The following is a 13,666-nucleotide window of genomic DNA, read 5'->3' on the forward strand; positions in this document are numbered from 1 at the left end:
AGGCTAAATAAGCTCCAATATTTACTTGAAAAAATAGTTCATTCGTAAATCCTCCAATTAAACAAAAAGCGGGTCTTTTTACATTTCTTAAACTGAATTTTACTACTGTTAAATTTAAAAAATTGCTGTAGTACTTTCACCTTTAGCAATAAAAAATCCTAAGATTATACTTGTAAAAAAACATGTTTTATTTTAGATACACAAATAAACAAAAAAACGCACCAAATACTTGATGCGTTTCCAATTTATGATAACTTAGAAAATTTTAGATAATACCTTGTGCTAACATTGCGTCTGCTACTTTAACAAAACCGGCAATATTTGCACCTCTAATATAATCTATAGAACCATCTTCGTTTTCTCCATATTCTACACAAGAATCGTGTATATCTTCCATAATATCTTTTAATCTAGAATCTACTTCTTCTCTAGACCAAGAAATTCTTAAAGAGTTCTGGCTCATTTCTAAACCAGAAGTTGCAACTCCACCTGCATTACTTGCTTTTCCTGGTGCAAATAAAATTTTTGCTTTTTGAAATTCGTGAATTGCTTCTGGTGTAGATGGCATATTTGCCCCTTCAGAAACACACAAACAACCGTTTTTAATTAGTTGCTTTGCTTCTTCTCCATTTAATTCGTTTTGGGTTGCACATGGTAAAGCAATATCACATTTTACAGACCAAGGTTTTTCTCCTTCAAAATATTTTGCTGATGAATACTTATTTACATATTCGCTAATTCTACCTCTTTTTTCATTTTTAATATGCATTACATGCTTCAATTTTTTTAAATCGATGCCTTCTTCATCTAAAATATAACCACCAGAATCTGATAAAGTTAAAACAGTTGCTCCTAATTCTATGGCTTTTTCAGCAGCATATTGTGCCACGTTTCCAGCACCAGAAATTACAATTTTTTTACCCTTGAAAGAATCGTCTTTACGTTGCATCATGTTTTGTGCAAAATACACCGTACCATAACCTGTTGCTTCTGGCCTAATTAAAGACCCTCCCCAAGATTGTCCTTTTCCTGTTAAAACACCTGTAAATTCGTTTTTCAATTTTTTGTACATTCCAAACATAAAACCAATTTCTCTTGCACCCACACCAATATCTCCTGCTGGCACGTCTGTATTGGGTCCAATATGCCTGAATAATTCGCTCATAAAAGCATGACAAAAACGCATAATTTCATTGTCTGATTTTCCTTTTGGATCAAAATCAGAACCTCCTTTACCACCACCCATTGGCAATGTGGTTAAAGAGTTTTTAAACACTTGCTCAAAAGCTAAAAACTTTAAAATACTTGCATTTACTGTTGGATGAAAACGCAAACCCCCTTTGTAAGGCCCAATTGCAGAATTCATTTGTATTCTATATCCTCTATTTACTTGAATTTCTCCATCATCATCTACCCAAGAAACACGAAAAGAAATTAATCTTTCTGGCTCTACCATTCTTAACAAGATGTTTTTTCCATGATAAATATCGTGATTTACTATATAAGGAATTACAGTTTCTGCAACTTCTTGAACGGCTTGTAAAAATTCTGGCTCATGGTTATTTCTACTTTTAACCATTTCCATAAACTCCTTAATTTTTAACTCTATACTTTTTGACATAGTTTTTTATGAATTTAGTAAAATTTTCATCTGCAAAGATAATTAAATTATAGATTATTGAAATAATAATTATATTTTATTTAACATCTTCATTACCTTATTTCAATCGATTTCGAGAGGTGTTTTTGTTTTTTAAGTTTTAGATTGATAAAACTCTATAAAAAACACTAAATTTGTTCCTTAATTTTACCTAAAAATGTTAGATAAAGTAAAGGAACTTATTGGAGATGTAAACGCATTTAATGCTACTACAAAAGAAGAGGTTGAAACGTTTAGAATTAAATATTTAGGAAGCAAGGGTTTGCTAAAAGATTTATTTGCTGAGTTTAAAAATGTTGATGCAGCAATGCGTAAAGATTTTGGGCAAGCATTAAACAGCCTAAAAAAATTAGCAGAAGATAAAGTTGCGGCTTTAAACGAAACTTTAGAAAACAGCACAAATCAAAAAAGTTTTTATGGTGATTTAACGCGTCCTTCAGAGCCTATAGAATTAGGTTCAAGACACCCAATATCATTAGTAAAAAACCAAATTATTGATGTTTTTAACAGAATTGGGTTTACCGTTTCTGAAGGCCCAGAAATTGAAGATGACTGGCATAACTTTACAGCCTTAAATTTGCCAGAATATCATCCTGCAAGAGACATGCAAGACACATTTTTTATTGAGCAAGATCCAGATATTTTGCTAAGAACACATACTTCTTCTGTACAAGTACGTTATATGGAAGAAAACAAGCCCCCAATTAGAACCATTTCTCCTGGTAGGGTTTTTAGAAACGAAGATATTTCTGCAAGAGCACATTGTATTTTTCATCAAGTAGAAGGTTTATATATAGATACTGACGTTTCTTTTGCAGATTTAAAACAAACGCTTTTGTATTTTACAAAAGAAATGTTTGGGAAATCTAAAATTAGATTGCGTCCTTCTTACTTTCCGTTTACTGAACCAAGTGCAGAGGTTGATATTTACTGGGGATTAGAAACAGAAACCGATTATAGAATTACCAAAGGAACAGGTTGGTTAGAAATTATGGGGTGTGGTATGGTTGACCCAAACGTTCTTAAAAATGCGAATATAGATCCTACAAAATACTCTGGCTATGCTTTTGGAATGGGTATAGAACGTATTGCCATGTTGTTATATCAAATACCAGATATTAGAATGTTTTATGAAAATGATAAACGTTTCTTAGAACAGTTTAAGTCGGTAATGTAGTTCAAAAGTAGAAATTTATTAAAGTTGAAAGGCTTTTTAACTTTGTAAACTCTTTTACATTAAAACTTTAAAAACTAATTTTGAAAAAAGACATCCAAATACCAGAAGTTACCAATGTAGAAATGGCTGTTGTTTATGAATACAATGATATTTATAAAACAGACGACTGGAATGTTTATATCATTAATAATAAAGAGGAAGACATAGAAATGGTGGTCATTGTTTCGCAAGGTTTTTCAACTACAAAAACGACTTCTTTATTGCGAAAAAAAGTAGAAAAATTACCTGCAAATTCTTTTGCTAAGGTAGAGTTAATTCAACCTGAATTATTTAAACTAAACAATCGTTTTCAAGTAACTTTTTTTGAGGGAAATACTTTGTTTGAAAAAACATTTATTTTTAAAGCAAATACAATTAAAGAAGGTGCTTTACGTTTTTTACCTGAGTTGAATAAACGAGGAATTTTAGTTAAATAATTTAGAATTTTGATCTTTAGAAATCAAGACGCTACTAAAAATATAACATTTTTTTTAAGTAAGCCTGCGTTAGCGATTGAAGCGTTTGTTTGAGCTCTTTTGTGAGGAACGAATAAAAAGCGAGTGCGAAAAGCGCGACCCTTGGGTAACGCCCAAATTATACAAATACGATTTTGAACCAATTTTTGAATTGTACTTTACTTACCCTAAAAACCCAATAATCAAATACAAAATAACCGTAATTAAACCACCAAAAAGCGCATAAGGTAATTGTGTTTTTACATGATCTATGTGATCGCTAGCAGAGGCCATAGAAGAAATAATGGAAGTATCTGAAATGGGCGAACAATGGTCTCCGAAAATACCACCTCCTAAAGTGGCTGCTACTACCATGGTTATATCTGCACCATGTGTATTTGCCATAGGTATAGAAATTAACATCATAATTGCAAAAGTACCCCAAGAAGTTCCTGTAGAAAAAGCAATAAAAGAGCTTACTATAAAAACTACTGCTGGTAATAATTGTGGCGATAACCAACTTTCTGTTGCGTTTGCCACATAATTACCTGTGTCTAATACTTTACAAGCGTCTCCAATAGCAAAGGCTAATAACATTAACAAGGCTAATGGCATTAACTCGCTAACCCCCTTTAAGGTTAAGTTTACAGCTTCTTTGGGTTTTAAAAAACCCTGAATCATATACATAATAATAGCTACTAAAAGTGCTGTAATTACTGCATATAAAACAGATGAAGATCCAGAACCTGCACCAATGGCTTGTTGTACATGATCAAAAGTAGAAGTGTATGTTTTTACTTGATTCCAACCCGTATATATTAAGTTGATGGGCATCATACAAACCATTACCAATAAAGGGACAACCATATTATAGGCTTTAGCTGGTATGCCTTCTTTGGGCGGAAAAGAAGTAACTTCATCAGAAACCATAGGTTTAGAGCCTTTATTCATTAACAAACCTGTTTCTTTGGTTCTTTTTTCGGCTTTTTTCATCAAACCAAAATCTCTTTTTGATAAAATAACTACAAACACTAAAATAATTGCCAATAAGGGATAAAAATTATATTTAATAGAGGCAATCATTACAGAAAAAGGTTGCTCTATACCTTGTGTTAATAACAGGCCCATAATAAAAGCTCCCCATGCATTAAAAGGGATTAAAATTGAGGAAGGTGCAGAACTAGAATCTGCAATATAAGCGAGTTTTTCTCTTGGTATTTTTAATTTATCAAAAATTGGACGATACAATGTCCCTACAGTTAAAGAACTAATACTGGTTTCTACAAACAATAACAAACCTGTTAACGTTGCCAGAATTTGCACCATTACTCTACTGTAACCTGTTTTTTTACTTTCTAATTTTACTAATTTTTTATTTATAATATTTATAAAACCCTCTACACCTCTAGAAAATTGAATAAATATTAACAAAGCACCTACCAAAGCACTAAACATTATGGTTCTTGTGTTTCCTTGGGACTGAAAAACATTTACCATTCCTTCTACCATAGATAAAGTAGCTTGTAAGGGGTTCCAGCCTTCTATAATTAACCAAGAAAACCAGATGCCAAATAACAGAGCAATATATACTTGCTTGGTTCTTAAGGCTAAAATAATGGCAATAATAGGTGGTATTATTGATAGAAATCCATATTCCATAAAAGTGTATTATTTTGGATAAAGGTAATAAATTAATACTTTGAGATAATGTAGTTTAGTGGTGGCGAATCTATTTATTTAAATGTCTAAATTCTATAAAAAATTAATGTTTAATACCTGTGATTAGACCTTATTTTGATATATTTAGAACGATTCTTGAGTTGGTTTATTCTTCTTTTTCGTTTTCTTTAATTTCTTGAGTTAAATCTAATTCTCTTAAAGTTGGGTTTGTAATGGCTGTAAAACCAACCGTTAATAAAGTCATTGTACCCCCAAAAACAACAGCTGCAACTGGCCCAATTAATTTTGCTGCTAAACCACTTTCAAACGCACCAAGTTCGTTAGAAGAACCTACAAACATAGAGTTTACAGAAGACACTCTACCTCTCATATCATCTGGTGTTTTTAATTGTAAAATGGTTTGACGAATTACCATAGAAATACCATCTGCAGCACCACTTATAAACAAAGCTAAAACACTTACCAAAAATATAGAAGATAAACCAAAAGCAATGATACTTAATCCAAAAATAAATACAGAAACCAACATTTTTAGTCCTGTTTTTTTATTGATAGGAATATAGGTTGTTAAAAACATAGTTACAATACTTCCCATAGAAATAGAGGCGTTTAAAAGGCCAAAACCTTCTGGGCCCACTTTTAAAATATCTTGTGCAAAAACAGATAAAATAGCGACTGTACCTCCAAAAAGTACTGCAATCATATCTAAAGTTAGAACCCCTAAAATTTCTTTGGTTTTAAAAACAAATTTTACACCTGCTTTTAAACTTTGCATCATTGGCTCGCCAATTTTTGTATTTAAAATGGGTTTCTTTTGTATAGAAAAAGTAAAAATTAACGATAATATTACTAGTATAAAGACCAATAATAAAGTATTATCTACACCTATCCAACTTATTAAAAAACCACCAAAAAGTGCCCCAGAAACAGAAGCTGTTTTCCAAGTACTTGTACTCCAAGTTGCAGCATTGTGATATATTTTTTTAGGGACTAATAACGCAACTAAAGAAAATATGGTAGGACCAAAAAATGAGCGTAAAAAACCACCAAAAAAAACGAGTGCATAAATACCATACAAAATAGTATTTGTAGACCAATTATTAATAACGTTTGCTGTAGTTAAAAAATACAGACCCAAACTAATTAAAGAAAATGCAGCAGTACACTTTGCTAATAAATTTCTTTTTTCTGATTGATCTACGATATGGCCTGCAAATAAAGCCATAGAAAATGCTGGAATAATTTCCATCAACCCAATAATACCAAGAGAAAGTGGGTCTTTTGTAATAGAGTACACTTGCCACTCAATAACAATAAATTGCATAGACCAACCAAAAACCAATAAAAATCTTACAAATAAAAAAATATTAAACTCCTTTATTCTAAGTGCCGCATAAGGATCGTTTTTCGCCATTTTTTTAGCTCAATTTCATATCCATTAAAATGGCAAATGTTTGATTTATATCTTCTTCTTTTACCACAATTGTCATTTCATTTGTGGTAGAAATTATTTCTTGTAAAGAAATATCTGCCCAAGCTAATTGTTTTAATATAAAATAATAAATACCTGATTGCTCTTGGTTATCTTTTGGTAATTTTATAGTGATGGATGCCAAATCTAACACACTAGAAATAATAGTTTCTTTATCGAAAATTTTATTAACGTAAGGTTGTAAGTTTTTACTGGTAACAATATTTGTTTCAAAAATACCTTGAGAAACCGTTAAAAAATAGTCTGAACTTTCTGAAGATTTATTTAAAATTTTAGCAATTTCCTTTAATAAAGAAGGGGTGTTTTTAAAAGTAAAATCGCATAAATCAGAACGTACAATAACATCTCCTAAATCTAAGGCTAGTTTTTTTATATTTTTTCTAATCCGTAACTCACTTGCAGGAGAAAGCCTGTTGATAGCCATCATTACTGCACCTACTTTAACATCTTTTTTTAAAACAGCAGAAACTTCTGGCAAAATAATTCTTGCTAAAGAAGAAACGTTTATCAACTTTTCATGTAAAGCTTCTTCTATAAAAGGAGTTTTTCTAATGGTACTTTCTACAACTTCTTGTATTGTTTTCATGGTAGTTGTTTAATATTTTAAACGAATGTTCAAAAATAAACAATTTATAGAAAATAAAACCTTAAAAAGAAAATAACTTTTAAACTACTAATTAAGTTTGTGTGTTAGTTTTTTAAACTCCTTTTTAGGGTCTTTATGATTATACAAAACGTTATAAACTGAGTTGATAATGGGTGTGTTAGCACCGTTTTTTTCTTTTAATTTAAAGGCGCTTTTTGTGGCATAATATCCTTCTGCAACCATACTCATTTCCATTTGAGCAGATTTTACTGTGTATCCTTTGCCAATCATATTACCAAACTGTCGGTTTCTAGAAAAAACAGAATAACCCGTAACTAACAAATCACCCAAATAAGCAGAGTTGTTTATGTTACGTTTCATTTTGTGTACTTTTTTAATAAATTTTTTCATTTCGCGAATTGCATTGCTCATTAAAACCGACTGAAAATTATCACCATACCCTAAACCATGAGCAATACCTGCAGCAACAGCGTAAATGTTTTTTAACATGGCTGCATATTCTGTTCCAATAATGTCATCAGAAATTTTGGTTTTTATGTACCAACTTTCTAAAGATTTACTTATAAATTTTGCTTTTTCTTCATCTTGACAAGCAATGGTTAAATAAGACAAACGCTCCATGGCAACCTCTTCTGCATGACAAGGCCCAGTAATAACACCAATGTTTTCTATAGGAATGTTGTATTGTTGATTAAAATGTTCGCCAACAATTAAACCTGTTTCTGGCACAATACCTTTAATAGCAGAAAAAACAATTTTATTTTCTAGAGATGTAGTTAGTTTGTCTAATTCTGAAGTTAAAAAAGCAGAGGGTATTGCAAAAATAAGGACATCGTAATTCGTTACAATTTTATTAATATCTCCTGTTAAATCTAACTTATTAGCATAAACATCTGCTGAAGATAAATATTTAGGGTTATGATCATTTTCTATAATATGAGCAATTATAGATTCATTTCGCATATACCAACCTACTGTTTCTAAATTTTCTTGTAACATTTTTACAATTGCTGTTGCCCAACTACCGCCACCAATTACTGCAATATTTGTATGTTCGTCCATTCTACATTTAGTTTAAAGCTCAAATGTAAAAAATTAGTATCTTTTGATGAATACTTCTTTGAATTATTATATTTGTAAAAGCACATTTGTTTTCTATGAAAAATTAATTTTTGGTTTTAACTTGTATGTTTTCTTTAATATTTTCTTATAAAAAAGAAACAAATGCAACTGAAAAAAAACTACTAAAACATGCAATGTTTCAATTTTAAAGATACTGAAGGAGATACTATGATGGCTGACACCAATAATATGTCAAAATTATTAGTAGATTTGGGGTTTACAAAAGAAAATATACACACCAAAATAGTGGCTAGTGGAAAACATACAGAATCTTTTTGGAAAGCAGAATTTTTAGAAACAATTACATTTTTATATTATTAATAATGAACGTACAAATTATAAATAAATCAAAACACGCTACACCAAACTACGAAACAGAAGGTGCTGCTGGTATGGATTTAAGAGCAAATATTAGTGAAGCAATTACATTAAAACCTTTAGAAAGAGCCATTGTAAAAACAGGATTGTTTATAGCATTGCCAATTGGTTTTGAAGCACAAGTTAGACCTAGAAGTGGTCTGGCTGCTAAAAAGGGAATTACGGTTTTAAATAGCCCTGGAACTGTAGATGCAGATTATCGAGGAGAAATTGGTGTAATTTTAGTTAATTTATCTAAGCAAGATTTTGTAATTAATGATGGTGAAAGAATTGCACAATTAGTAATTGCAAAACATGAACGTATAAATTGGCAAGAAGTAACTGTTTTAAGTGAAACAGAGCGTGGTGCTGGTGGTTTTGGTAGTACAGGAGTTTAAAAGCCCCTTTAATTCCCCAAAGGGGAAAACTCTGGTGTAAATTTTTTATTTCATCCAGGGAAAATAAATATATGTTTAAAGTAATTTAAGCGTTTTTAAAAAGTCTTTTTATTATCAATATTAAAAAACAAAAATTATGATTTTAGGAGTATGTAAATGGTTAAGTACAAAAACAAATTTTACAGCAAAAAATATTAGAATTCTGTTTGTTTTATTAGTACTATTTGTTGGTTTTGGTATTGGTGCTTATTTAATATTATGGTTGGTTAAGGTATTGTCTAACGAATAAATTTACTTAATTTCTTTATAAAGCTGACTCATTTTTTTAACCTCATCTAACATATTATCAAACATTAAAAAGGTGTGCGAATGGTATTTATAACCCAAATTTTTGTAAAACTGAAATGCTTGTGGTTGTGCATCCATGGCGTCTAACCAAATAACAGTATAGTTCTTTAATTTAGAAAAAGCTTCAAACCAAAGTAATAATTGTTTTCCTATTCCTTTACCTTGTAATTTTTGATGCAAATAAATACGATGTAATTTTACTTGTTTTTCTTGAGACAAACCTGATAATTTTTCATCCCAAATAATTCTAAAATTACCCACAAGTTCATCCTTATAAACAATAAAATAATAATTTGCATTTGTTACTAATAGTTCTTTTAAAATATTTTCTTTAGCATATTGAGTGTTTACATACCATTGCCCATCATCTAACCAAAAATGTTTGTAAGCTGATGGATATATTTCTTGCATCAAACTATAAAGAGTTGCGCAATCGGAGTTTTTTATTTCTTTTAAAAAAAGGTTTTCTGCTACTTTTATCAATGTAAAATAGTTTACTTATACTCTCAAAAATAATTAAAAATAAGGCATAAAAAAACTGCTATAGATTGATTAATTTATAGCAGTTTAAAAATAATCTAATATTGATTACATGCCGATTTTTATCAGGTTTAGTTTTACTAACTTATTCTTGATTATCAATGGCATCTTTTATTTTTCCTTCTAACTCTTCTGCTAATTCTGGATTGTCTTTTATCAAACCTTTAACAGCATCTCTACCTTGGCCTAATTTGGTTTCGCCATAACTAAACCAAGAACCACTTTTTTTAACAATTCCTAATTCAACACCAATGTCTAAAATTTCACCAACTTTAGAAATTCCCTGTCCATACATAATATCAAATTCTGCAATTTGAAAAGGAGGCGCTACTTTATTTTTAACTATTTTAACTTTGGTACTGTTTCCAATAACTTTGTCTCCGTCTTTAATTTGTGTTCTTCTTCTAATATCTAAACGAACTGATGCATAAAACTTAAGTGCATTACCTCCTGTAGTTGTTTCTGGGTTACCAAACATTACCCCAATTTTTTCACGTAATTGATTGATAAATATAACCGTACAATTTGTTTTGGAAATAGTACCTGTTAATTTACGCAAGGCTTGAGACATTAAACGTGCATGTAAACCCATTTTAGAGTCTCCCATCTCACCTTCAATTTCAGATTTTGGTGTTAATGCTGCAACAGAGTCAATAACAACAATATCTATAGCTCCAGAACGAATTAAATTGTCTGCAATTTCTAATGCTTGTTCTCCATGATCTGGTTGAGAAATAATTAAATTATCTATATCAACCCCCAAATTTTCTGCATAAAATTTATCAAAAGCATGTTCTGCATCAATAAATGCTGCAATACCACCTGCTTTTTGTGCTTCTGCAATTGCATGTATTGTTAAGGTTGTTTTACCTGATGATTCTGGTCCATAAATTTCGATAACTCTACCTCTTGGATAACCACCAACACCTAAAGCTAAATCTAAACCTAAAGAACCCGATGAAATCGCATCTACATCTTCGGTTACTACATCCCCTAATTTCATTACAGAGCCTTTTCCGTAAGTTTTATCTAATTTATCTAAAGTTAGTTGTAAAGCCTTTAGTTTTGCTGTTTTTTCTTTATCTGCTGCTGCCATAAATATTGCTAAATTGTTTTTTAAAAAGTATAGCAAGTTACAAAAAACTCTCTATAAATTTCTAAAAAATAATTTCGAATTTTGTATTATTGTTATATAATTTATAAACATAAATAATATACTTTCTCTTAACTATAAAAATAGTGTTGTTACAATAGAAAAAGGAGCATTAATCTCTTTTAAAGTTAATGAAAACAAGTAGGTTTATAAAAAAAATAATAAAGGTTGACGAAATTCAGATAAAAAAATTAATTTATAACAATCAAAAAATTACCACCAAAGGTTTTGATAATTTTATGTTGTGGATAGAGCTTGATACTGAGTTATATATTGATTCTATTTCACAATATACAGACCAATAATTTTCTAAATAAAATATACGACTCTTAGAGAGGAAAACGAATTTTTAGTGCAATTTAAAATTTTATAATTTGATTAAAAATCATCATCATTTTGTCATTCACAAACCATGGGGAATGATTTCTCAGTTTGTAAACCCTGCTAAACGCAAGAAAAGATTGTTAGGAGAATTGTTTAATTTTCCTAAGGGAACTATGGCAATTGGAAGATTAGATGTGCCTTCTGAAGGCTTACTTTTATTAACAACAGATGGTAAAGTATCTGAAGCGATTAGAAGTAGTAAATACGAAAAAGAATATTATGTTCAAGTAGATGGAATTATTACTGAAAACCAAATAAATCAACTTAAAAAAGGTGTAGAAATTGGTTTTAATGGAAAAAAATATCTAACAAAACCAAGCAAAGCTGCTATAATTAAAGATCCTAATTTTCCGTTAAGAAGTCAAAAAATTAGAGATGCTAGACATGGCCCAACAAGTTGGGTTTCTATTTGTATTAGAGAAGGAAAATTTAGACAAGTTAGAAAAATGACAGCTGCCGTGGGTTTTCCTACCTTACGATTAATAAGAGTTCGTATTGGAAAAATTGAATTAGGAAATTTAGAAGTTGGTGGAGTTCTAGAGGTAGATAGTTTAATGTAACAAATATTACCTTCTATATTTTTAATTCTATTTAATTTTGGAACTATGGATAATTCCAACACTAAAATTTACATTGTTGCTGCCATAATTATTTTACACTTTTTGGTAGGTTTTGGATATTTAATCTACAAAATGAATAAAAAAAGTGATAAAAAATAAAAAGGTGGTTGTGATAATAAAATAGAAAATATTTATTAATCTAATTAAAATTCTCTATCCATTCTTATATGAGGTATTCCATCTTCTAAATACTCATCTCCTATTTGTTTAAATTGATGAGATTCATAAAATTTTTGTAAATATTTTTGAGCAGAAATAGTAACTTCATCAACTTTAAAATGCTTTTTTATGGTATCTATAGAAACTTTCATTATTTGATGTCCATAACCAAATTTTCTTTGGTTTGCAGCAACCACTACTCTACCAATACTTGCATTTTTAAAATAATCTCCAGGTTTAAAAATACGTGTGTAAGCAATAATTTTATCATTTTTTTTACCAAAAATATGGATTGCTTTTTGGTCTTTAAAATCAACATCTTGATACACGCAGTCTTGCTCAACCACAAAAACTTCAGAACGTAATTGTAGTATTTGATACAATTCTGTTATACTTAATTCTGAAAAGAATTTTGTTATAAAATTCATAACTTTAAAAATAGATTCTTATCTCTACAGAAATGAAAGAAAAAATTACCCAGCACAAGAAATTTTATTTACTCTTGTAGCATGTCTTCCACCCTCGAATTCTGTATTTAAAAAAACGTCTACAAAACCAATTGCTTGTTGTAAAGACACAAAACGTGCAGGAATAGTTAAAACATTCGCATCATTATGTTGTCTTGTTAAAGCAACCAACTCTTTATTCCAACATAAAGCAGCTCTAATACCTTGGTGTTTGTTAGCAGTAATTTGTGCGCCATTTCCAGAACCACACAAAATAATACCTAATTCTGCTTTACCAGATTCTACAGCATCTGCTGTTGGATGTATTGCATCTGGATAATCCATAGAACTATTAGTATCCGTTCCAAAATTTATTACAGAATATCCTTTTTCTTCTAAATGTTTAATAATTTCGAACTTGTATTCAGTTCCTGCGTGATCGTTTCCTAAGGCAATTGTCATTATCTACTTTTTATATTTTAGCATTACAAGAAAAATAATAAAGTATCTATTTATAAATAAACAAATAACTTCATTACATTCGTAATGACGAAGTTACATTGACAAAAATATAGAAATTTATGCTTATCAACAGTTATAAACAACGTTATTTTATACAATTTTAATAACTCTTTAATTTTTAAGTTTTTAGCGTTTTAAGAGAATGTTAAGAAGTTGTATTGAAAAACTCGTAAGTTTTTTTGGTAAGTAAAAATATTATTACAATACAGAGTATAGATTAAAATATGCAACTTTTTTTATTGATTTTTGATAAAACTTTATCAACATAAAATTTACAATTTATTTACATAGAAAAGTAAAATAGTTATGAGTTAAAATAGGTTGATAGCTGTTTATAACTATTGTTAACAACTGTATTTTAAAGTTGATTTTTAAGGATTTAAATAACTTATAAATTGTCAGTTATTTTTAATAACTCATACATAAAAATAAAAGTTTAAAAAATTATTGTAACTATTCACATACTATTATAAACATTATAGTTTTTTAAAAATTTTCTAAAAGAAA

At 29.6% G+C, this 13,666-nt stretch carries 15 protein-coding genes; 6 read left to right on the top strand and 9 right to left on the bottom strand.

The window, feature by feature from the left end:
* Positions 1 to 265: 265 nt before the first annotated feature.
* Positions 266 to 1,609, bottom strand: coding sequence for an NADP-specific glutamate dehydrogenase (gdhA, locus tag AC2D6T_RS01520; protein WP_438989452.1), 1,344 nt, complete (start codon positions 1,607 to 1,609; stop codon positions 266 to 268).
* Positions 1,610 to 1,817: 208 nt separating this feature from the next.
* Here gdhA and pheS point away from each other — a divergent pair, with 208 nt between their 5' ends.
* Positions 1,818 to 2,837 (top strand): phenylalanine--tRNA ligase subunit alpha, encoded by a 1,020-nt coding sequence (gene pheS, locus AC2D6T_RS01525; protein WP_484680224.1) that lies wholly within the window; start codon positions 1,818 to 1,820, stop codon positions 2,835 to 2,837.
* Between the two features lie 80 nt (positions 2,838 to 2,917).
* Complete coding sequence (locus AC2D6T_RS01530) at positions 2,918 to 3,313, top strand: hypothetical protein (RefSeq protein WP_484680225.1); 396 nt, start codon at positions 2,918 to 2,920, stop codon at positions 3,311 to 3,313.
* A 201-nt stretch (positions 3,314 to 3,514) separates the two neighbouring features.
* Here the strand turns inward: AC2D6T_RS01530 and AC2D6T_RS01535 are convergent, their stop codons facing one another.
* The 4 genes from AC2D6T_RS01535 to AC2D6T_RS01550 all read right to left on the bottom strand — a co-directional run bounded on the left by AC2D6T_RS01535 (position 3,515) and on the right by AC2D6T_RS01550 (position 8,172).
* Entirely contained in the window at positions 3,515 to 4,990 is a 1,476-nt protein-coding gene (locus tag AC2D6T_RS01535) for a Na+/H+ antiporter NhaC family protein (protein WP_484680226.1), read from the bottom strand.
* A gap of 166 nt (positions 4,991 to 5,156) precedes the next feature.
* Positions 5,157 to 6,425, bottom strand: coding sequence for an MFS transporter (locus tag AC2D6T_RS01540; protein WP_484680227.1), 1,269 nt, complete (start codon positions 6,423 to 6,425; stop codon positions 5,157 to 5,159).
* A gap of 4 nt (positions 6,426 to 6,429) precedes the next feature.
* Positions 6,430 to 7,089, bottom strand: a complete 660-nt coding sequence (locus AC2D6T_RS01545) for a hypothetical protein (protein WP_298949132.1) — start codon at positions 7,087 to 7,089, stop codon at positions 6,430 to 6,432.
* An 87-nt stretch (positions 7,090 to 7,176) separates the two neighbouring features.
* On the bottom strand, positions 7,177 to 8,172 hold the full coding sequence (locus AC2D6T_RS01550) for an NAD(P)H-dependent glycerol-3-phosphate dehydrogenase (protein ID WP_484680228.1): 996 nt from the start codon (positions 8,170 to 8,172) through the stop codon (positions 7,177 to 7,179).
* A 189-nt stretch (positions 8,173 to 8,361) separates the two neighbouring features.
* Here AC2D6T_RS01550 and AC2D6T_RS01555 point away from each other — a divergent pair, with 189 nt between their 5' ends.
* The 3 genes from AC2D6T_RS01555 to AC2D6T_RS01565 all read left to right on the top strand — a co-directional run bounded on the left by AC2D6T_RS01555 (position 8,362) and on the right by AC2D6T_RS01565 (position 9,276).
* The gene (locus tag AC2D6T_RS01555) at positions 8,362 to 8,553 is read left to right on the top strand and encodes a hypothetical protein (protein ID WP_438989407.1); all 192 of its coding nucleotides are present in this window, start codon (positions 8,362 to 8,364) and stop codon (positions 8,551 to 8,553) included.
* Between the two features lie 2 nt (positions 8,554 to 8,555).
* Positions 8,556 to 8,987: a dUTP diphosphatase gene (gene dut / locus AC2D6T_RS01560; RefSeq protein ID WP_484680229.1), complete on the top strand. Its 432-nt coding sequence runs from the start codon at positions 8,556 to 8,558 to the stop codon at positions 8,985 to 8,987.
* A gap of 136 nt (positions 8,988 to 9,123) precedes the next feature.
* Complete coding sequence (locus AC2D6T_RS01565) at positions 9,124 to 9,276, top strand: PspC domain-containing protein (RefSeq protein WP_298949126.1); 153 nt, start codon at positions 9,124 to 9,126, stop codon at positions 9,274 to 9,276.
* A gap of 2 nt (positions 9,277 to 9,278) precedes the next feature.
* On the opposite strand, the gene AC2D6T_RS01570 is transcribed toward AC2D6T_RS01565, so the two are convergent.
* Together AC2D6T_RS01570 and recA are read right to left on the bottom strand one after the other, a co-directional pair.
* The gene (locus AC2D6T_RS01570; RefSeq protein WP_484680230.1) at positions 9,279 to 9,818 is read right to left on the bottom strand and encodes a GNAT family N-acetyltransferase; all 540 of its coding nucleotides are present in this window, start codon (positions 9,816 to 9,818) and stop codon (positions 9,279 to 9,281) included.
* Positions 9,819 to 9,960: 142 nt separating this feature from the next.
* Complete coding sequence (gene recA, locus AC2D6T_RS01575) at positions 9,961 to 10,971, bottom strand: recombinase RecA (protein ID WP_298949124.1); 1,011 nt, start codon at positions 10,969 to 10,971, stop codon at positions 9,961 to 9,963.
* 431 nt (positions 10,972 to 11,402) lie between these two features.
* Between recA and AC2D6T_RS01580 the strand changes: the two genes are divergently transcribed.
* Complete coding sequence (locus tag AC2D6T_RS01580; protein ID WP_484680231.1) at positions 11,403 to 11,972, top strand: pseudouridine synthase; 570 nt, start codon at positions 11,403 to 11,405, stop codon at positions 11,970 to 11,972.
* A 203-nt stretch (positions 11,973 to 12,175) separates the two neighbouring features.
* Here AC2D6T_RS01580 and AC2D6T_RS01585 read toward each other — a convergent pair whose 3' ends face one another.
* Both AC2D6T_RS01585 and rpiB read right to left on the bottom strand, forming a co-directional pair.
* The gene (locus tag AC2D6T_RS01585; RefSeq protein WP_484680232.1) at positions 12,176 to 12,619 is read right to left on the bottom strand and encodes a GNAT family N-acetyltransferase; all 444 of its coding nucleotides are present in this window, start codon (positions 12,617 to 12,619) and stop codon (positions 12,176 to 12,178) included.
* Between the two features lie 45 nt (positions 12,620 to 12,664).
* On the bottom strand, positions 12,665 to 13,099 hold the full coding sequence (gene rpiB, locus AC2D6T_RS01590; protein ID WP_438989402.1) for a ribose 5-phosphate isomerase B: 435 nt from the start codon (positions 13,097 to 13,099) through the stop codon (positions 12,665 to 12,667).
* Positions 13,100 to 13,666 lie beyond the last annotated feature (567 nt).

It is taken from the genome of Polaribacter sp. YIW18 (assembly GCF_057219325.1).

Coding starts and splice junctions, on each gene's coding strand:
- pheS (WP_484680224.1), top strand. CDS start 1,818: ATGTTAGATAAAGTAAAGGAACTTATTGGAGATGTAAACGCATTTAAT.
- AC2D6T_RS01535 (WP_484680226.1), bottom strand. CDS start 4,990: ATGGAATATGGATTTCTATCAATAATACCACCTATTATTGCCATTATT.
- AC2D6T_RS01540 (WP_484680227.1), bottom strand. CDS start 6,425: ATGGCGAAAAACGATCCTTATGCGGCACTTAGAATAAAGGAGTTTAAT.
- AC2D6T_RS01545 (WP_298949132.1), bottom strand. CDS start 7,089: ATGAAAACAATACAAGAAGTTGTAGAAAGTACCATTAGAAAAACTCCT.
- AC2D6T_RS01550 (WP_484680228.1), bottom strand. CDS start 8,172: ATGGACGAACATACAAATATTGCAGTAATTGGTGGCGGTAGTTGGGCA.
- AC2D6T_RS01555 (WP_438989407.1), top strand. CDS start 8,362: ATGCAATGTTTCAATTTTAAAGATACTGAAGGAGATACTATGATGGCT.
- dut (WP_484680229.1), top strand. CDS start 8,556: ATGAACGTACAAATTATAAATAAATCAAAACACGCTACACCAAACTAC.
- AC2D6T_RS01565 (WP_298949126.1), top strand. CDS start 9,124: ATGATTTTAGGAGTATGTAAATGGTTAAGTACAAAAACAAATTTTACA.
- recA (WP_298949124.1), bottom strand. CDS start 10,971: ATGGCAGCAGCAGATAAAGAAAAAACAGCAAAACTAAAGGCTTTACAA.
- AC2D6T_RS01585 (WP_484680232.1), bottom strand. CDS start 12,619: ATGAATTTTATAACAAAATTCTTTTCAGAATTAAGTATAACAGAATTG.
- rpiB (WP_438989402.1), bottom strand. CDS start 13,099: ATGACAATTGCCTTAGGAAACGATCACGCAGGAACTGAATACAAGTTC.